The organism is Dyella sp. AD56, assembly GCF_002878475.1.
In the GTDB taxonomy this organism is placed as follows: Bacteria; Pseudomonadota; Gammaproteobacteria; order Xanthomonadales; family Rhodanobacteraceae; genus Dyella.
In genome coordinates, this window is sequence record NZ_NRDP01000001.1 from 220,298 (window position 1) to 239,729 (window position 19,432).

Here is a 19,432-nt window from a genome sequence, read left to right on the forward strand (position 1 = left end):
GACGCGTCAGAGCTCAATGCCCTTCTGTGCCTTGATGCCCGCCTGAAACGCGTGCTTTACCACGCGCATTTCCGTCACTGTATCAGCCAGTTCGACCAGCGCGTCTGGCGCGCCACGCCCGGTGATCACTACGTGCTGCTGCGGTGGCCTCGCTCGCAACGCATCGCATACTTTCACCACATCGACGTAGCCCTTCACCAGCGCGATATTGAGCTCGTCGAGCAGTACAAAATCGTATGAGGGATCGGCAAGCATCCCTGCCGCCACGGCCCAGGCCGCTTCCGCCGCCTGAATGTCGCGCGCCTTGTCCTGCGTTTCCCACGTATAGCCTTCGCCCATCACGTGGTAGTCGAGCTCCTCCGGGAAGCGACGAAAGAACGCTTCTTCGCCCGTGGAAAAGCTGCCCTTGATGAACTGCACTACGCCGCAACGGAAGCCGTGCCCCAGCGAACGCGCGAGCATGCCAAAGCCAGATGAACTCTTGCCCTTGCCGTTGCCCGTGTTCACTACCAACACGCCGCGTTCGATGGTGGCGCGGGCAATCTTGCGATCCACCAGCTCCTTCTTCCGCTGCATGCGCTCGCGGTGGCGCTCTTCTGGGGTCGATGCGTCGTGGTGCTCGTTCATATCTTTGCGTTCCCGTGTTCAGAGGAAGACGACGCGAGCCGCTCAATCAGCGCATGCAGCACCAGCGCCACAGCCACGTAAATGAGGGTGGTACGCACGAACAACGGCCCCCACAGCCACAAGCGCGACACGTATTCGGTCATGTGCGGCTGCGCGTAGCGACCACCCAGCCAATAGAACGAGCCGTTGGAGATGGCAAACGACAACACGGCAGCGACAAGCGATACGCCGAACGCACCCAGTAGCGACAGCATGCGTCGATCCATGTGTGGTGCGTACCAACGGCCTGCATACCACAGCACCGCGTACGCCAACGGCAAGAACGAGTAAGCGAGAGTGATGCAGAAATCACTCACTCCCGCAAAGCTGATGGACACCCAGTCCAGCGCGACTGAAAGTAGGACCATCACGACGAACGTCCAGTGGTGACGCAAGTACAGGCCGCCGAGAAAGAACACCGCCATCGACGCATCGGGCAAGTGCAGCACGTCGCCGAAGTGCTTGAAGCGGGTGGCGATCATCACCGCCATCAGCACCAGCCAGAGCGCGTTGAAACGGGAAACCGACAGTGCTTTCACGGAAGCTCTCCTGATCGATGCATCGTGGAACAGCACCGGGCCCCGTGCGGGGCCCGGTGTCATGGCTTACTGCGCAGGCTGATAACGCAGGGTCAACATGTAGTTACGACCCGGCTGATTGAAGTACCAGGCGGTCTCGTAGTTCTTGGCGAACGCATTATTGAGCGCCAGCTGTAGTTTGAAGTCCCGAGAGATGGCGTAGGCCACGCGCAGATTGGTGATCGCATAGGCGCCCAGCGGGTGCTGGTTGGCCAGATCGTCGTAACGGCGACCCGACACGAACCACGTACCACCCACGCTGAAATCGCCGAAGGTGCGATCAATATCGACATTACCCGTCTGGCGCGCACGGCGCGGCAACAGGTTGCCTTCGTAGGCGGTGGATTCATCACGCGGATCCAGCCAAGTGGCCGTACCCGTCACCAGCCAGCCGGCGACATGGCCGCTCACCACGCCTTCCGCGCCACGGATACGTGCTTTGTCCACGTTGGCTGCCGCCTGGGTAGCGGCATCGTAGGTGATGAGATTGTTCACGTTGTTGCGGAACGCATTCAACGACCAGTAACCCCAGCCATAGCTACCGCGCAGACCGAGCTCGATGTTGTGCGCCGTTTCCGGCTTGAGGTCCGGGTTGCCGTAGTACGGGTAATACAGGTCGTTGAAGGTCGGCGCCTTGAACGCCGTGCCGTAGCTGGCGGTGAGGCGCAGGGTCTGGGTGAAGTCCCAGCCCCACAGCAGGCTGCCGGTGTTCTTGCTGCCGAACTGACTGTTGTCGTCGTGGCGCACGCTGGCCTGCACCGACTGGCTGCCGAAGGTCTGCTGCCACTGCGCGAATACGCCGCGGTTGATGCGGCTGTCGATCGGAGCCTGCGTAAATGGGTTGATGTAACCCGCCGTGCTGTCCACCTGATCGCGCTGCCAGTCGAAGCCCGTGCTAAGCAGGCCGCCCCAGAAGCCAATGTCCGCCTGCGCGGTGCCGACATCGCGATGCGTGTCGAAGCGACTGACGTACGCGCCCTGGAGATAATCCTTCTCGAAATCGTCGCTGGTGCCGAGGCTGAGCGTCAGCTTGACGTTGCTGGCCGGGCGATAGTGCACGCGGCCACCCACCACCTGCGTGGCGCTCTTGTCGGAGTCGGTGTAATTGCCGTCATACCAATTGTGGCCTTCACTGCGGAACAGGCGCACGTCCGCATCCCACTGCTCGTCGAACTTGTAACCACCCTGCAGAGTCAACGCGGTATTGCGATAGCCGTCCTTGTCCGGCTGGTCGGCGAAGCACGCAGCGCCCACTTCGGCCGCACCGATACGGCACGAATTGATGCCGTGGGTCTGGTCGTGCGACACCTCCAGCGAGTACCAGCCATCGCCGCTCTTGCCAGCGAAGCCCGCCGAACCGTTGAGGTCACGGTAGCTGCCTACACCCAGGCTAAAGGACGGCACGAAGGCACCTTCCGGGCGACGGGTGAAGATCTGGATCACGCCGCCAATCGCTTCCGAGCCGTAAAGACTGGAGAACGGGCCGCGCACGATTTCGATGCGCTCGATCTGATCGACTGGAATGTCCTGCAGAGCCGCCTGGCCCAGTGTGGCCGAGCCGATCTTGACGCCGTCGATCATCACCAGCACGTGGTCCGCCTCGGTACCACGTAGGAACGCACTGGTGGACTTGCCCGGGCCACCGTTGTTAGCGATCTGCATGCCCGGCGTACCGCGCAGCAAGTCGCCCAGCGACGCTGGCTGCAGACGCTCGATATCGGCGCGGTCGATCACAGTGACGGCCGACAGTGTCTGGTTCTGGGTCTGCTCGGTGCGCGTAGCGGTGACAACGACGCCGTCCAGGTTGGTCGTGTCGTCAGCGAACGCGGGAAAAATGACGCTCAACAGCGCCGTCGCCAGCACGGAACGACGGATCGTGGAAATTCGGATGGCCAAAACACAGCTCCTCAACCGCGCCTGCCCGCGCGGATTGCATGAAAAAAAGACAGGCGGAAGAAGGCTAGGCACCCGTGCAGCATGCACGGCTCCCCAACATGGCCCACCGCCAGTCTGGTCATACCTCGAGGCCGGTCTCCGGGCTCGCGGGTGAAGACATGTGTCTTCCAGAACGACGCCTTCCCATGCGCTCGGCACAGTGGCTTCCTGTCGCTCCGTCGATCCCCTGGATCGCACTCGCCTACCGTTGCGGGGGCAGCTCCGGAATAGGCGCCTTGGCGCCGCACCGGATTCCCGTTTCAACTATCGGCTGGTTGGCCGATGGTCACCTCAGGCGGGGCGAATGGTAGCAGACGGGGGAAGGTGGGGGCCCTGCCGGAGGTTGGTGGTGGTGTCGTGGCCCCGAGGGGTGAGGATGGTCATGCGCGGTGCGCGCATAGAGCCCCAGTTCTGCTCCCTCTCCCCTTCGGGGAGAGGGTTGGGGTGAGGGGTGGGTGCTCGCCTTATCGTCTCATCTTTAGCCGTCACATCGGCGTAGGCCGGGGTCCAATAGCGTTATCGCTCGATTGTCGCGTAGCGTCGATCTGGCCGCCTACGCGGCGGGCGTTTCGACCTCCTGCCGGAGGCCGAGTCACTTTTCTTTGCTTGCCCAAAGAAAAGTAACCCAAAGAAAGGGCACCCCCACTTGGCGCTGGCCGGCTGCGCCGGCCAGTTCGTGAGGGGTGGCCGGGCTTTTCGACAGGGCTTCCTGCCCTGGCGAAAAGGGATCGGCATCCATGCCGATCCCCCTGCGGGCCTTGTCGTCCACCCCTCACCGCCGCACAGGGGGCCGGAAGGTCAAAAGCGAAAGCGGACGGCTCGTGCAGCTGCGCCGCACATCGCATCGCGGCGGGTCGCGTGGCTCCTGCTTTAGTGCACAAAGCCAAGGCAGAAGAGAAAGACGATGCCGTTCCGTGGCGAGTTCTCCACACCGGTAGGGAAGCGTAGCGAGGCCTGCTTTAAGTCCTCTCCGCGAGGGCGCGTTGCGAAGCGCTCCGAACTACCCGCTGTGTTCCACGGGACTAGCTTCGCGTCGTCGGCAGACGATCGAAACGCCCGCTGCGTAAGCGGCCAGGTCGCGATAAAGCACGAGGCGACAGCCGACCACTGGCGAAACTCGATCTCTGCCTTCGCAGGGACGACGGCAAAGAAGAAACGGTGAGGCGAGCACCCACCCCTCACCCCAACCCTCTCCCCAAAGGGGCGAGGGAGAAGAGCAACCTGACGCCAACTACCACTGCGTCCGCTGAGGCAACAACCCCTTCAACTCCGCATCGGTGAGATTCCGCCACTGCCCCACCTTCAAATGCCCCAGCTTCACGTTGACGATGCGCACACGCCGCAACTGCGTCACGCGATAACCAAACTCCGCCGCCATCAAACGAATCTGCCGATTCAAACCCTGCGTAAGGACGATTGCGAAGCCGAACTTGGCGATCTTGCGCACTTTGCATGGCTTGGTCATCTGGCCGTGGATACGTACGCCACGTGCCATGCCTTGCAGGAATTCGTCGGTCACCGCCTTGTTTACGGCCACGAGGTATTCCTTCTCGTGGTTGTTTTCCGAGCGCAGGATTTCGTTGACGATATCGCCGTTGCTGGTGAGCAGAATCAGGCCTTCGGAATCCTTGTCCAGGCGGCCGATGGGGAAGACGCGTTCCTGGTGGTCGACGAAATTGACGATATTGTCTTTCACCGTCTGGTCGGTGGTGCAGGTAACGCCGACCGGCTTGTTCAGCGCGATGTACACCGCGCGCTTGGCGGACGGTGTGGCGGCGAGGATGCGTGCCTTGACGATCTCGCCATCCACGCGCACTTCGTCGCCTTCCAGTGCTTTCGCGCCGGTGGTGACGACTTCGCCATTGATGGTGACACGGCCGGCGAGTAGTAGTTCGTCCGCCTCACGACGGGAGCAGATGCCGGCTTCGCTGATGTATTTGTTGACGCGCATGGATCAATCTTTGGTTCGTTTGCAGGAGCGCACGCTGTGCGCTCCTGCATATTGCGGTTAGGAACGCATGCCCACGCCGCGCTTGAGCAGGTGCAGCGCCACGGCGGTCAGGCCGATCACGAACACCAACATCACCGCGAAAGCCACGCCGATCTGCACGTCGCTCACGCCGAGCACGCCGTAGCGGAACGCGTTCACCATGTACAGGATGGGGTTGATCATGGAGATGCTGCGCCAGGGTTGGCCCAGCAGATCCACCGAATAGAACACGCCACCCAGGTAGGTGAGCGGGGTGAGCACAAAGGTCGGCACCAGTGCGATGTCGTCGAACTTCTTGGCGAACACCGCGTTGACGAAGCCAGCCAGCGAAAACACCGTGGCGCCGAGCAATACCGACAGGAAGGTAATGATCGGATGCGCCACATGCAGGTCGGTGAAGAACAGTGCGATCAACAGCACCAGTGCGCCGACCACCAGGCCGCGCGCCACTGCGCCGGTGACGTAGCCCAGCAGCATCACCCAGTTGGGCATGGGCGACACCAGCATTTCTTCCACGGCGCGGCTGAACTTGGCGCCGAAGAACGAGCTGGAGATGTTGCCGTAGCTGTTGGTGATGATGCTCATCATCACCAGGCCGGGCACGATGTACTGCATGTAGGTGAAGCCATGCATTTCACCGATGCGGCTGCCGATCAGCTTGCCGAAAATGACGAAGTACAGCGTCATCGTGATGGCCGGCGGGATCAGCGTCTGCGTCCAGATGCGCATGATGCGCACGATCTCGCGGCGGACGATGGTGTGGAGTGCGACGAGGTTGCCAGCGGCGTTCATGCGGCCTTCTCCGTGGTGTCCTTACGGCCGTTCTCGACGAGTCGCACGAACAGTTCCTCCAAGCGGTTGGTCTTGTTGCGCATCGACGTCACGGTAACGCCGCGCTCGCTCAGGCCGGCGAACAGCGAGTTGAGGTCGTGCGAGCGGGACATCTCCGCCTCCATCGTGTGATCGTCCACGCGGCGCAGGCTGATGCCGTGGATGGCGGGTAGCTCGGCGGGCAGGTGGTTCACGTCCAGTACGAAGGTTTCCACGTCCAGCGAAGCCAGCAGGCGCTTCATCGAGGTGTTTTCCACGATGGTGCCGTGGTCGATGATGGCGATGTTGCGGCAAAGCGTTTCCGCTTCCTCAAGGTAATGCGTGGTGAGGATCACCGTGGTGCCAGCGGCGTTGATGCCGCTGACGAACTGCCACATGGAGCGTCGGATCTCGATGTCCACGCCAGCGGTGGGTTCGTCGAGGATGAGCAACTTGGGCTCGTTCATCATCGCGCGGGCGATCATCAGGCGGCGTTTCATGCCGCCGGAAAGCATGCGCGCCTGATGCTGGGCCTTATCCCACAGGCGCAGTTCCTTGAGGTACTTCTCGGCGCGTTCGGCGGCGATCTTGCGCGGAATGCCGTAGAAACCGGCCTCGTTGACGCAGATGTCGAACGGCTTTTCGAACTGGTTGAAGTTGATCTCCTGAGGCACCAGGCCAATGAGCTGCATGGCCTTGCCACGCTGCTTGTTGACTGACACGCCGAACACCTGCGCGTCGCCACTGGTGGCGTTCACCAGGGAGGACAGGATGCCGATGAGAGTGGATTTGCCGGCGCCGTTGGGGCCGAGCAGGGCGAAGAAATCGCCAGGCTGGACCGTGAGACTGATGCCTTTGAGGGCTTCGACGCCGTTGCTGTAGGTCTTGCGCAGGTTCTCGACGACCAGCGCGGGTGTGGAACTGGGGGACATGGGCTGCACCGAAGGGGCCAGCCTTCTATTATACGTGGCTTCCCATACCGCTCCGTTCACAAACGGCGTTCTCACTGTTTCCCCGGAAAACCCATGGCCGATCATTTCCAGCTCCGTCTCGTCGACTCCACCATGCTGGCGCCCACCGTGCGGCACATGGCGTTCGAGCGCGCCGACGGCCAACCGCTGGCCTTCACGCCGGGGCAGTTCCTGCAGATCCACTTCCACTACGAGGACGGTGCGGCCACCAAGCGCAGCTATTCGGTGGGCACGGTGGGCGACGGCTCCTCGCCGGTGCAGCGCATCGAAATCGCGGTGAGCTATGTGGAGGGCGGCGCGGCCACCAAGTTGCTGGGCGAGCTGCCGATCGGCGGCGAGATCAACGCCAGCGGCCCGTACGGTCGTTTCGTCCTGCAGGCGGGCGACACCAATGCACGCTACCTGCTGTTGGCCACCGGCACAGGCGTCACGCCGTACCGCGCCATGCTTCCGCAGATCGCCGAGCTGGTGAAGCAGGGCCGCGAAGTGGTGCTGCTGTATGGCGCGCGCAACGAAACTGAACTGCTCTACGGCGATGAATTCGAAGCCTTTGCACAGGCCAACCCAGGCTTCTCCTTCTACGGCTGCCTGAGCCGCCAGCCCCGTGCAGAGCCCCGTCCGAACGACCGCCCAGGGCACGTGCAGAACGTGCTGACCGAGCTGGCGCCCAGCGCCGAGCGGGATATCGCCTACCTGTGCGGCAACCCCAACATGGTCGACGCGGCCTTTACCGCCCTGAAGGACTTCGGTTTGCCGGTGATGCATATCCGCCGCGAGAAATACATTTCCTCACGTTGAATCGCGGATAGTTTCCTAAACCGTTGCCTAACAAGGCCCTCAAGTTCGGCTGAGCCCGGCCGCTAACCGGATCAGCCCCGGCGATGCCCTTCGCCACTTCCCAACGTAGTTCTACGTACGCCCTTCGTGGGATGCGCCAAAAGTGTGACTTGGTTCACGCTCTGAGAGTGCGCCCGGGATTCCGATATCAAGCCCCGGTGACCCACGCCGATAGATCCCATCAGGTACCCCCGCTTTCCGCAGGGGGTACGGGAAGGGGCATTTATGAAGGGCTGGACTCGCAAGACCTGGATCGGATGCGTCGTCGCCTTGGCGCTAGGCGCGCCGTTGGCGCATGCGGATGGCGGAACGATCACGTTCTCGGGCGCGGTGGTAACGCCGACGTGCAGCATGGGCGGCTCCGACTCTGCGCCCGCCACACAAGGCATGGCCCATACGTCGCGCACACGCTTTGGTTGCAGTGGCACCGCGGATGCTTCGTTTTCGGCAAAGGCTCCACAAGCCTATACCGTCAGCGTGGAATCGCTGGAGTCCTCCAGCCTGGGTGCTGATCGCTTGGTGAGTTATTTTTCTGGCTACGTACGCGCCTCCGTTCCCGGGGACGTCCACATGCAGCTGGTCACTCAAGCGTACGATTAACTTATCGGCGTTTTCTCGACAAACTTGAGAGCCGCTGTCACGTGGCTCTCACTGGTACGTCATGGTGAATGTCGCCGTGGCTTTTATTGAGCCCGCGGTGGCCGCGCCCGTCGCGTAATACTGCGCGTAGTAAGGAATCGATAGCGTGCCCGAGGGCGCCGCACCGATCAGCGTGGACGTGTTGAACGACACGGGGTTGTAGTTCTTGTCCAGCAATTGAACCTGTACGTTAGCCGCGGTGCCGTTACTGAGCAGAGTGCCGGTGGCAGTGCCCGCGCCGCTGGAGGCAGCCATGGTGATGTAGACGTTGGCGCCCGCCTGGCAGGTCAAGTTGATATTGAAGCCGGTGCGTCCAGCCACTGCCGTGGCACTGCGCAGGGCCTGTGTGCTGACCGTGGGCAGTGTCACGTTGAGGTTGGTCGAGTCGGAGTTCACCGAGCATGCTTGTATGTTGACTGGCGTGGCGGCGAGCGTGAGTGTGCCAATCGGCCCGACGCTATTGCTCACACCGAAGATGTACCACCAGAACTGCGCCAACTGAATGCTATTGACGGTGCCTGGCGTCACGTTGCCGGTTTTCATGAACTGACCGGTGAACGTCACTGAGGTCGAGGTCTGTCCGGAAGTCACGCTGGCGGCTTCCCAGCCGGGTGTTTGACCCGGCCCGCAGCGCAGACAGCTGTTGTCCGACGCCTGGACGGGAGATGCAGTCAATACGAAGGCGATGCCCGGCACGTTGGTCGCAAAGCTGATGCCTCCTCCGGCTGGAGGGTCGGAGGCGTCGCGCGATGCCAAGCCGCCCACTTGCAGCGTGGCGGTCTGTCCCGAAGAAAGGCCGCTGCAACTGAACGTCACGCCGAGGTTGCCGGGAGTGCCCAGCTTGGTGCCGTTGGCTGTGCCGGTGCTGACGGTCACGGCAGCTACGGTCAGCGTGGCGCCGGAAGGGCTGAGTGTGCAGGTGGCGGCTGAAACGTCGCGAGGCGCCAGGCCGAGACAGACCAGCAACAGCGTTCCTGCAAACAATAGGCATAGGTGGCGTGCGAAGCGAGCCATGTCGGCGTTCTCCTCAGATACCCCCTATTGGGTTGTTCCGTGCAACCCTGCGCTTTTTGACGTGGTGGAAGTGCATTCGCCCGTTGCGCGAGCGAACGTACAACTCAGGCCGTGGCTGAGCCACGGCGTGTGAATCAAGGATAGGTCACCGTGAAGGTGGCGCTGGCGCTGAGATTGCCTGCGCCCACCGCAGTGGTCAGTGCGTAGTAGCGGGCGTAATACGTGAAGCTGTTGGCGCCCTGCGCGGCTGTGCCAACGGTGGTTGGCGTGCCGAACGTGATGGCGTTGTAGCTGCTGTTCACCAACTGCACGCCCACATTGGTGGCCGAGCCACTGGTGGGCTGGATCACGCCGGTGGTGCCGGTCGGCTGCTTGCTGGTGTCGAACTGCAGCGCAATGTTGCGGCCCACTGCACCGGACGGACAGTTGAGGCCGATGGTGAACGGCGTCGTGCCCGACGTCGCACCCACCGTGCGCAGCGACGTATTGGACACGGTCGGCAGCGTCACCGCGATGCTGGGCGTTGTTACTGTGCAGGTCGGCGCCACGAAGGTGACGCTGTTGGTGAGCACGAAGTCCTCGACGCGGGTCGAACCGAAACGCCAGTAACCCAGCGTGGCCGCATTGAGCGTAGTGCCTGGCGCGATCGTGCCGGTCACCACCAGCTGCAGCGCGGATGCCACCGACATGTTGTAGCTGCCAGAGGAAATCGAATCGTACGGATACGGCGGCAGGGTATAGCTCGAATCGGGATGCAGGATCTGGTAACCCACACCAGCGATGCCGGTGGGAATCACGGTAGAGCCGCTGCCGCCCTGCGAACTGACCAAGTTGTACACGCCGACCGAGGTGTTGCCGTTGCAAGAGATGCTGGAGGTGCTGGGGCTGGGTGTGGTGACGGCCGAGGTAGCGATCACCGTGCCCACGGTCCAGGTAGGGTTGATGGTGATGGGCGAGGTGATCGCCATGTTCACCGTTTCCTTGCTGCCGGACAGCGAGCAGGCGGCGAACGAAGCGGCCGGCCACAGCGCGAGTAGCAATAGCGACAGCAGGGCGCCACTCAGGCGAAGGTGCTTCATGAAGAACTCCTGCTGTCGGCCACCGGCGTGCAGGTCGCGTTGACCGTTTCCACCGTCTTGTTCTTGTCACCCTTGGTCACAGGCTTGAGCTGATAGAAGAAGCCGCAGCTCATCGGTGCGCTGTCGTCCAGCGTCCACTGCACCTTGAGCTTGCCGGTGTCCTGCACGCCGCGCACCAGCGCCATGCCGCCCTGGCCCACCACGCCTACGCTCTGACCCTGTTCGTCCAGCACGTCGGCGCCGAACGGCATCGGCTGTTCGTCGCTGCGGCGCAGGCGCAGCACGGCGGTGCGGCCGTAGCTGGTCTTGAACTTCACCATCACCACCGAACCCGCATGCGGTGCCACCTGGCTGCTGGTGGCATCCAACTGCACGTTCAGCGGCAGGCCCTTGGGATCGATCTGCACGGTGTTGAGGTTGTACGGCGTCATGTACGGGATCAGCGCGTAGCCGAAACGATCGACGCGTACGCCGGCCGAGTTGAGGATGCGCGCGCCTTCCGCGTTCTTGGCCTCGACGATGGCCACGGTGTCGCCAGCCGGCAGGCCAAACGTGATGCCACCCGGATGCACCACCACCATGCCCGACACACCGACCGACGACTGCGAATAGCCGTTGCCCGAGCCCACACTGCCGTTGAACTGCGCGAACGGGCTGCGATAGCCGGCATACACCGTGCCGGCGTTGCCGCCACTGGCACCGGTGCCCTGGCCGTTGTCGTGCGAGGCCGTGGCGCCGTAGCTGAACTGGTTGTCCTGGCCCAGCGTGCCGTTGATGCCTGCCTGGTCCAGCGTGTGGCCGGTACTGTCGTGGGTGAAGCTGGCGCTGAAATTCGGCGCATGGACGGCATCGCCCAATGGCAGCGTGAAGCTGGCGTACAGCTCATTGCTCATGCGCGAATAGGCATCGCGCGTACGCGTCACCGACAGGTTGTAGCTCAGCCGGTGGAAACTGTTGTTGTAGCCGGCCTGGAACTGCACATCAGTGCCGTTGCGGTTCCAGTAGTCGATGGCCGAACCGGTGACGTAGAACGAGCCGCCACGCGTGCCAAGGCGCTGGTTCATCGTGATATCGAATCGGCTGCGCTGACGGTCCAGCTGACTGGTGTAGGTGCTGAAGTTGCCGTTGTTGCTTCCCTGCAGCGCGGCCAGCTGGGCCGGTGTCAGCAGGTTGGTGGTCGACACGCCATCGATGGTGGTCAGCGTGGTCGGGTCCACGTAGCGATAGCCACGGGCAATGTCCTGCAGAGTCAGCGCATCACGCAAGCCCAGATAGCCGCTGGTGGAGTAGCGATAGGTCGCCACGCTCAACGAGGTATTCGTATCCGGCAGAATCTTGCTGTAGCTCAGGCGCACGCTCTGGCCGTTTTGCGTGGACTGGCCGGGAATCTGGGTGCGAGCGTCGGTCAGGTCGACAGCGATGGCGCCGAAGCGTGTATTGAGTGCGGTGCCAATCTGGACAGCGTCGTAGCCGTTGGTGCCCACCACGCCTGCGTAGCCAGTGATCAGGTTATTGAAGCCGCGCTGTACGGTGGCTTCGACGACGCCAGGGTTGGAGTGGAAGTTCAAGTCGTGCAGCTCGCCGGCCACCAGCGAGAAGCGGTAGACGCCGGGACGAAGCAGTTGCGGCACCGACGCATAGGGCACGGTAAAAGTGCGCACGCGGCCATCGGCCTCAGTGACATTGACCACCAGGTCGCCGCCGTAGCCGGTGGCATAGAGGTCCGAGATCACGAACGGGCCCGGCGCTACGGTGGTTTCGTAAAGCACGGCACCGTTCTGACGCACGGTGACCTTGGCGTTGGTTTCGGCCACGCCGCGCACGGTGGGCGCGTAGCCGCGCATGGAGTCCGGCAGCATGCGGTCGTCTGTGGTCAGCTGCGCGCCGCGCACGCTGATGCTGTCGAACAGATCGCCCGGCGTGTACGAGTCGCCGACGGTCAACTGCGCACGCAGGCTCGGCACGTCATGGCGGATATAGGTGTCCAGGTTCTGCCAGTGCGACTGCGTGCCTGCGCCGGCAGCACCCGACTGCACCACCAGCGTGGAGTCATGGCGCAGCTGCCAGCCGTCAATATTGATGCCGGCGTTGAGGCCCAGGAACGACGAGGTCTGCGTGATGCCGTTGCTGTGGTTGCGGTAGCTGTTGGCGTTGTAGTTAAGCAGGCCGGCGTTGACGCCTTGGTCCCAGTTCTCGGGACTCACGTAGCCGCGCGCATGGCCGCCCATCCAGGCCTGCGGAATGCTCACGTCCAGGCGCAGGTTGGGTTGGTCAAAGTTGATCGTGGCGGCATCGATCAGCTCACCGATGGCTACGCAGGCGGTACTACCGTCGGCGAGCTTCGCCTGTTGCTCGGCGCTGAGCTTCTGCAGCGGCAGGCCCATCTGGCCGAACAGCGCCTTGGTCACGCAGGCTTGTACCGGGGCATCCGGCGTTGGCGAGGCAAAGCGCACGTCGGCGCGCCCCACCCAGACTTCATTGAGATAGATGTCGGTGCGATAGACGCCCGGCATGATCACGTTGCCGCGCTCGAAGCGCGAGAGGTCGTTGGTGTTGTTGCCCGAACCCGAGAGCAAGCTGCGATCGAAATCCGCTTCCACAGCGGAAGAACCTTCCGCGCCTGTCGCCGCCGGGCCAGCTGCCGCGGCGTGCGAGGCACCATGCCAGGAGAGGAGCGCGCCGCCGATGGCCACGCACAGCAGTGCGCGACGGACAACGGTCTGGCCGTTGCTGCTCACGTGGCTGTGGAGGGCGCGCGAATGGGTCACGGGGCCACCGTGGCCTTGAACTGGTCGCCCGCGCCGTAATCGTTGATAGCGCTGAAGGTCACCACGCTGCCGGCGGCCGGCTTCGGCGCATCACCATGCAGGGACAGGCTGAGATCGCCCATGGGGTCGACCATGCCGATGTCGGCGGCTTCATTGGCGCCACCGGCGTTGACCTGCACATCGGTGAGGGTGACGTAATACGGCGTGGGGTTGTGCACCTTGAGTGCATAGCCCTTGCCGTCGGCTACGACCTTCCAGGTCAGCGCGGCGGGTGCCTTGAGCGGGTCGCCAGCCAGGCCGGCCGGGCGGTAGAACATTTTCAGGCGCGAGCGCAGCGCAAGCTGCAGCAGATTCTGGCCTTCGGCCTGCGGGCCGGTCGGCTTGGGCGGCACTTCGAGCACATTGAGCCAGAACAGCGACTCGCGGTCGGCCGGCAGCGGCTCATGGGTAAACACGATGCGCAGGCTTTGTTCCCGGTTGGCCTCCATGCGGAACAGCGGAGGCGTGATCAGGAACGGCACCTGCACGGAATCGGGGGTGGAATGCACATCGCCACGGTCGATCCACGACTCGACCAGCACGGGATGATCATTGCTGTTGGTCAGGCGGACGGTCACTTCACCGTCCTTGCCCGGAAACACCACACGGGTGCCACCGATCAGAACATTGGCTTGAGCCTGGGGCGCGCTGAGGCACAGGGCCAGCAAGCCCGCGCCAACGGCACAGACGAACTTCTTCATGGGAAAACCTCGTGGGATTCAGGGCCGCCGAGGAAGGCGAGGATTGTGCCGGGGCCCCGAGGAGCCCCGGCACGAGGTGCAGCGGGTCTTACTGGTACAGCATCGTGAACTGGACGCTGGTGGTCACCGTACCGGCGCCGGCAGCGGCATTCGCGAAGTACTGGGCGTAGTACGGGATGGTCGCGCCGCCGCTGGCCAGGGTGGCCTGCGTCACAGCCTGCGAGCCCGAGGCTGCATTCAGGGAGATGGCAGTGAAGTTGCTGTTCAGCAGCTGCACTTCCACGCCGGTGGCGGTGCCGCTGTTCTTCAGGTTGCCGTCGGACAGCACGGTCGGGCCCGGCTCGAAGAACGTGGTGGCCTTGGTCAGCGTGCTGCCGCAGTTGCTCAGCACGATGTTGAACGGCGTGCGGCCGGCAACGGCGTTGGCAGCGGTCAGGGCGGTGGTGGAAACGGTCGGCAGGGTCACAGCGATGGTGGCCGGGCCGGTGGCGCTGTTGATCTGGCAGGTCGAGGTGTTGATGTTGCCGGTGATGTTGATGGTGCCGTCAACGGCCGATGCGGTACGCGGAGCCAGGGCGGCAGCGGCGACGCTGGCAACCAGGGCGGTGGAGAGGAGCAGCTTGTTCATTCGATGTCCTTTGTCAGACGTAATGGAAGAAAACCAACGACTTGCGCGCTTCCGGACCAATTGGGACATCGCCCCCCGATTGCGCTGTTTGGCTCCCGGGTCGGCTTCGTGTGGCCGACGCCTGGGTGCTTACCGACCCTTAAGCAACCGCCGTGCCAACCGACAGCAGCACACCGGAATGGCTATTTCGACAGAAATGAGAGATTGTCGTTAAAAAATAGTTATGACTTGGGCCGGCCGCAGAGGGTCACATCCGGGGCTCGAGATGAGCGGAATGTGCAAATTGCGTCACATTTTAGGAATGATCCTATTAGCGAATCGCTCAAGTTCCGGGATGGTCTGGCCGATATCGCCGGCGCATGTAAGGCGTGCTTTACATGATTTCCGGGTGACCTTGCGCCAAGTGTCAAGGTTGCTTGACAGCTGGCGGATCAGCATGGAACGTGTGGGCAACACGATCTCCCTAATTAAAAAGGAGTGTGCTGTGAGGGTGCCCACCGTGACCTACTCCATCCTGGGGATCAGTTTTTGGCTGACCCGCCGCGAATGAACAACCGTATTCGTGAACTGCGCGGCGACCACGGTTGGTCGCAGGCCGATCTGGCTGAACGCCTGGATGTCTCGCGCCAGACGGTGAACGCGATCGAGACAGGCAAGTACGATCCGAGCCTGCCGCTGGCTTTCAAGATTGCGCGGTTGTTTGGTCTTTCTATCGAATCGATCTTCGAGCCGGAACCGCCTGCGGTGGCGCCGGTATCGAGACACCCAATGGAGTGAGGGAGAGCACTCATGGCAATCAAGGGCCGAACCGCCTTTCGCATAGGCGTTGTGGTCATCGCGCTGGCGGCTCTGGGGTGGCGACACTTCCATCCCCCGTCAGCCGAACCTCTTGCGGATACCCCGCCTGCGACCACATCCACCGGCAAACCGGCCACACCGGCCAAGCCGCCCACGTGGAAATTGGGCTCGCTGACGCTGACCCCGTGTGAACTGAGCCAGCCCAACAGCGGCCTGTCGACCGCCGCGTGGTGCGCACCGTTCGAGGTGCCGGAGAACCGCGATGACCCGACCAGCCGGAAGATCCACCTCAAACTCGCGGTGATCAGAAGCAGTGCGCAGGTCGCCAGCAAAGACATGTTGGCGATGCTCGCCGGTGGTCCGGGCCAGGCCGCGACGGAATCATGGCCGGGCGTGTCGGCCGCGCTGCAGCCGCTCACCGCGCATCGCCACGTGGTATTGCTGGACCAGCGTGGCACCGGGGGCTCCAATCCGCTCACCTGCAAGGACGAAGGCGAAGGCACCGAGGGTGGCTCCGACGACATCGTCGCCGGCGCCGATCGCCAGAAGCGGGAAACCGAGCGTTGCCTGAAGCAGCTTCAGGACACGGCCGATCCGCGCTACTACACCACCACCATCGCAGCGCAGGATCTGGAAGATGTGCGCAAGGCGCTGGGCTCGCCGAGCTTCGACCTGGTGGGTGTGTCCTACGGCACGCGTATGGCTCAGCAGTACGCCATGCGTTATCCAAAAGCGGTGCGCAGCCTCGTGCTGGATGGTGTAGTGCCCAACGAGCTGGTACTGGGGCAGGACTTCGCGCGCAATCTCGACGACGCCCTGAAGGCGCAGTTCGCCCAATGCACCGCGAACGACGCATGCCGCAAGCGCTTCAACGATCCGTACCAGACGCTCTATCAATTGCGCGATGCGCTGCGCGCGAATCCGCACAAGGTGAGCTTCCGTGACCCACAGACCTACCAGAGCGTGCAGCGCACCTTGAGTGAATACTCGTTGTCCAGTGTGGTGCGCATGTTTGCGTACTCGCCGCTGACGGCTTCGTTGTTGCCGCTTTCCATTGATGCAGCAGCGCACGGTGACGTGGGGCCGCTATTGGGGCAGGCCAAGCTGTTGTCGGGTGATCTGTCGGACACCATGAATGGTGGCATGCAGTTGTCGGTGATCTGCAGCGAGGACGCCGACCTGCTCGCTTCGAACGATGCGGACGCACATACCATTCTGGGCACGCGCATGGTCGATACCTTGCGCAACACCTGCTCCGTGTGGCCCAAGGGCACCCGTCCCGCCGACTTCCACGAGCCGCTGAAGACCGACATCCCTACGCTGCTGTTCTCCGGCCAGTTTGATCCCGTCACACCGCCGCGCTATGGCGACCAGGTAGCGAAGAACCTGAGCAACGCGCGTCACCTGGTGCTCACCGGGCAGGGTCACAACGTGATCAATGCCGGTTGTGCGCCACAAGTGGTGAAGCACTTCATCGAAGACCTCCATCCCAAGACGCTAGATGCCTCCTGCCTACAGCGCTTGCAGGCCACACCTATGTTCATCGATTTCAACGGAGCGACGCCATGATCGAGGTGAAAGATCTGCACAAGGCGTTCGGTACCGTCAAAGCCGTGGATGGCGTCAGTTTCACCGCGCGCGATGGTGAGATCACCGGCTTGCTCGGTCCCAATGGCGCCGGCAAAACCACCGCGCTGCGCATGCTCTATACGCTGATGAACCCCGATCGAGGGCGGGTGCTGGTGGACGGCATCGACGCCGCCGAAGATGCGCTCGCCGTGCGACGCCAGCTTGGCGTGCTGCCGGATGCACGAGGCTTATACAAGCGCCTTACCGCGCGCGAAAACATTGACTACTTCGCACGCCTGCATGGCCTTCCCGAGGAGGTGATCGCCTCCCGCCGGGAAGCGTTGGTGAAGGCGCTGGAGATGGAAGATATCGGCGATCGCCGTACCGAAGGTTTCTCCCAGGGCCAGCGCGTGAAGACGGCGATTGCCCGAGCACTTATCCACGATCCGCGCAACGTCATCCTCGACGAGCCCACCAATGGCCTCGACGTCATGGCGACGCGTGCACTCCGCCAGTTCATGCAGCACCTGAAGAGCGAAGGGCGTTGCGTGCTGTTTTCCAGCCACATCATGCAAGAGGTTGCGGCGCTGTGCGACCGCATCGTAGTCATCGCCAACGGGCGTGTGGTGGCCGATGAATCGCCCCAGGCGTTACGTGAGCAGACCGGTGAGTCGAACCTCGAGGATGCCTTCGTCAAGATCATCGGCAGCGAAGAAGGACTCGCCGCATGAGTACGACGACTACGCCGGCTACTCGCACGCGCGCCTTCCTTACTGTCTTCCTCAAGGAAGTGAAGGAGAACCTGCGCGATCGCCGCACCATCATTAGTGCCTTTCTCACCGGTCCACTGCTGGGGCCGTTGATCCTGGTGATGTTGCTCAACATCACACTCAATCGTCAGTTCGATAAAGCGGAGAAACCGCTGCCTGTACCTGTCATTGGTGCCGAGAATGCCCCGAACCTGATTAATGCGCTGAAGGCGGATGGCATCGTGCCCAAGACGTCGATCGACAATCCGGAGCTCGCCGTGCGCAGGCAGGACGCCGACGTCGTGCTGCGCATTTCGCCGGATTACGCTACCGCCTGGCGCAAGGGTGAGGCCGTGCAGGTTGAGCTGATCTATGACTCCTCGCAGCGCGATGCCAATGCCGCGTTGGAGCGCGTGTCACAAGTGGTGGAAGGCTACGCACGCCAGCAGGGTGCCATGCGCCTAGTGTCGCGCGGGCTCTCGCCTAGCACCGCGTGGCCGGTACAAGCCGCCAGGCGCGATCAGGCCACGGCGCAGGCGCGCGCGGCGCTGATGTTCTCGATCCTGCCGTACTTCTTCGTGCTCACGGTGTTCATGGGTGGCATGTATCTGGCGATCGATCTCACCGCGGGCGAACGCGAACGTCAGTCGCTCGAGCCCTTGTTTGCCAATCCGGTGCCGCGCTGGAAGATTCTCGCGGGCAAGCTGGCGGCGATCTGCACGTTCTCTGCGGCGAGTCTGCTGATCAGCTTGTTGGCGTTTGGCGTGGTGGGGCCGTTTATCCCGACGGAGAGGCTCGGTATGGAGCTGGATCTCGGTCCGCGCTTCAGTGGGCAAGTGTTGTTGCTGATGGTGCCGTTGATTGCGTTGCTGGCGGCTTTGCAATCGATGGTTGCGGCTTTCGCCAAGAGCTATCGCGAGGCGCAGACTTACTTGTCGCTGCTGATGTTCGTGCCGGTGCTGCCGAGCATTCTGCTTTCCACTATGCCTATCAAGGCGCAGGGTTGGATGTATGCGGTGCCGTTGCTGGGCCAGCACTTGGGCATCATGCAGTTGCTGCGCGGTGATGGTGTGACTACGGAGCAGCTTGGTTTGTGTCTGGCGGGTAGTTTGGTGGCGGCGTTGATTGGGGTGTTGGCGACGGTGCGGTTGTATCAGTCGGAGAGGTTGGCGATTTCGGGGTGATGTTTTGTTGTGTTTCTTTTGATGTTGAAGGGGGTGTTTTTGTATATCCCGGGAAGAGAGCGGGTGCTGGGTAAGCGCGAGGCACGCTGAACGCCTCAGGTCTGTTCCCTCTACCCTTCGGGGAGAGGGTTGGGGTGAGGGAGCGGGTGCTCGCGTCACCGTTTCATCATTGCCGTCATCCCGGCGCAGGCCGGGATCCAGAGCCTCGGTGTTTGGTTTTAGCGATACGGCGACCTGGCCGCTTACGCAGCGGCCGTTTCGACCTCCTGCCGGAGGCCGAGTCACTTTTCTTTGCTTGCCCACGCACGCGCAGGAGCGCGTGCGAACGGCGAAGCCGGCCCGAAGGGCGGAGGGCAGGATGCCCGGAGTAAAGAAAAGTAACCCAAAGAAAGGGCACCCCACTTGGCGCTGGCCGGTGAAGCCGGCCAGTTCGTGAGGGGCGGCCGGGCTTTTCGACAGGGCATCCTGCCCTGGCGA

The 19,432-nt window shown here is 62.7% G+C and carries 18 protein-coding genes and 1 riboswitch; of the genes, 6 read left to right on the top strand and 12 right to left on the bottom strand.

The features are described 5' to 3' along the window. Positions 1-6: 6 nt before the first annotated feature. The 7 genes from cobO to DyAD56_RS01020 form a co-directional block, all read right to left on the bottom strand. The gene (gene cobO, locus DyAD56_RS00990; protein ID WP_102300863.1) at positions 7-627 is read right to left on the bottom strand and encodes a cob(I)yrinic acid a,c-diamide adenosyltransferase; all 621 of its coding nucleotides are present in this window, start codon (positions 625-627) and stop codon (positions 7-9) included. After that, complete coding sequence (locus tag DyAD56_RS00995) at positions 624-1,157, bottom strand: hypothetical protein (RefSeq protein WP_343125284.1); 534 nt, start codon at positions 1,155-1,157, stop codon at positions 624-626. Before DyAD56_RS00995 ends, cobO begins: the two co-directional genes overlap by 4 nt. Positions 1,158-1,271: 114 nt before the next feature. Beyond that, a complete protein-coding gene (gene btuB, locus DyAD56_RS01000) occupies positions 1,272-3,140 on the bottom strand; it encodes a TonB-dependent vitamin B12 receptor (protein WP_102300865.1) in 1,869 nt (622 codons plus the stop codon). Between the two features lie 111 nt (positions 3,141-3,251). Then, a riboswitch (cobalamin riboswitch) is annotated at positions 3,252-3,488 on the bottom strand. Positions 3,489-3,771: 283 nt separating this feature from the next. Beyond that, the gene (locus DyAD56_RS23780; RefSeq protein ID WP_158241221.1) at positions 3,772-3,918 is read right to left on the bottom strand and encodes a hypothetical protein; all 147 of its coding nucleotides are present in this window, start codon (positions 3,916-3,918) and stop codon (positions 3,772-3,774) included. Between the two features lie 492 nt (positions 3,919-4,410). Continuing rightward, positions 4,411-5,130, bottom strand: coding sequence for a 23S rRNA pseudouridine(2604) synthase RluF (gene rluF, locus DyAD56_RS01010; RefSeq protein ID WP_102300867.1), 720 nt, complete (start codon positions 5,128-5,130; stop codon positions 4,411-4,413). Between the two features lie 57 nt (positions 5,131-5,187). Continuing rightward, positions 5,188-5,961, bottom strand: coding sequence for an ABC transporter permease (locus DyAD56_RS01015; RefSeq protein WP_102300868.1), 774 nt, complete (start codon positions 5,959-5,961; stop codon positions 5,188-5,190). Further along, entirely contained in the window at positions 5,958-6,911 is a 954-nt protein-coding gene (locus DyAD56_RS01020; protein ID WP_102300869.1) for an ABC transporter ATP-binding protein, read from the bottom strand. The genes DyAD56_RS01015 and DyAD56_RS01020 overlap by 4 nt, the downstream gene beginning before the upstream one ends. A gap of 93 nt (positions 6,912-7,004) precedes the next feature. Between DyAD56_RS01020 and DyAD56_RS01025 the strand changes: the two genes are divergently transcribed. Together DyAD56_RS01025 and DyAD56_RS01030 are read left to right on the top strand one after the other, a co-directional pair. Continuing rightward, entirely contained in the window at positions 7,005-7,748 is a 744-nt protein-coding gene (locus DyAD56_RS01025) for an FAD-binding oxidoreductase (RefSeq protein WP_102300870.1), read from the top strand. 264 nt (positions 7,749-8,012) lie between these two features. Then, positions 8,013-8,387, top strand: a complete 375-nt coding sequence (locus tag DyAD56_RS01030; RefSeq protein WP_102300871.1) for a type 1 fimbrial protein — start codon at positions 8,013-8,015, stop codon at positions 8,385-8,387. A 48-nt stretch (positions 8,388-8,435) separates the two neighbouring features. On the opposite strand, the gene DyAD56_RS01035 is transcribed toward DyAD56_RS01030, so the two are convergent. From DyAD56_RS01035 to DyAD56_RS01055, 5 genes are all read right to left on the bottom strand, one after another. Continuing rightward, positions 8,436-9,440 (bottom strand): fimbrial protein, encoded by a 1,005-nt coding sequence (locus DyAD56_RS01035; protein WP_102300872.1) that lies wholly within the window; start codon positions 9,438-9,440, stop codon positions 8,436-8,438. 134 nt (positions 9,441-9,574) lie between these two features. Continuing rightward, on the bottom strand, positions 9,575-10,519 hold the full coding sequence (locus tag DyAD56_RS01040; protein ID WP_102300873.1) for a fimbrial protein: 945 nt from the start codon (positions 10,517-10,519) through the stop codon (positions 9,575-9,577). Further along, complete coding sequence (locus DyAD56_RS01045) at positions 10,516-13,287, bottom strand: fimbria/pilus outer membrane usher protein (RefSeq protein WP_102300874.1); 2,772 nt, start codon at positions 13,285-13,287, stop codon at positions 10,516-10,518. The genes DyAD56_RS01040 and DyAD56_RS01045 overlap by 4 nt, the downstream gene beginning before the upstream one ends. After that, positions 13,284-14,027 (bottom strand): molecular chaperone, encoded by a 744-nt coding sequence (locus DyAD56_RS01050; protein ID WP_102300875.1) that lies wholly within the window; start codon positions 14,025-14,027, stop codon positions 13,284-13,286. The genes DyAD56_RS01045 and DyAD56_RS01050 overlap by 4 nt, the downstream gene beginning before the upstream one ends. An 88-nt stretch (positions 14,028-14,115) precedes the next feature. Further along, on the bottom strand, positions 14,116-14,655 hold the full coding sequence (locus tag DyAD56_RS01055) for a fimbrial protein (protein ID WP_102300876.1): 540 nt from the start codon (positions 14,653-14,655) through the stop codon (positions 14,116-14,118). A 546-nt stretch (positions 14,656-15,201) separates the two neighbouring features. On the opposite strand from DyAD56_RS01055, the gene DyAD56_RS01060 reads away from it, so the two are divergent. Genes DyAD56_RS01060 through DyAD56_RS01075 form a run of 4 tightly spaced genes read left to right on the top strand, consistent with a single transcriptional unit; the run spans position 15,202 to position 18,955 of the window. After that, positions 15,202-15,432, top strand: a complete 231-nt coding sequence (locus DyAD56_RS01060) for a helix-turn-helix transcriptional regulator (RefSeq protein ID WP_199178853.1) — start codon at positions 15,202-15,204, stop codon at positions 15,430-15,432. 12 nt (positions 15,433-15,444) lie between these two features. Beyond that, complete coding sequence (locus tag DyAD56_RS01065) at positions 15,445-17,022, top strand: alpha/beta hydrolase (protein ID WP_102300877.1); 1,578 nt, start codon at positions 15,445-15,447, stop codon at positions 17,020-17,022. Continuing rightward, positions 17,019-17,753 (top strand): ATP-binding cassette domain-containing protein, encoded by a 735-nt coding sequence (locus DyAD56_RS01070; protein ID WP_102300878.1) that lies wholly within the window; start codon positions 17,019-17,021, stop codon positions 17,751-17,753. Before DyAD56_RS01065 ends, DyAD56_RS01070 begins: the two co-directional genes overlap by 4 nt. After that, entirely contained in the window at positions 17,750-18,955 is a 1,206-nt protein-coding gene (locus DyAD56_RS01075) for an ABC transporter permease (protein WP_102300879.1), read from the top strand. Before DyAD56_RS01070 ends, DyAD56_RS01075 begins: the two co-directional genes overlap by 4 nt. The last annotated feature ends 477 nt before the right edge of the window (positions 18,956-19,432 follow it).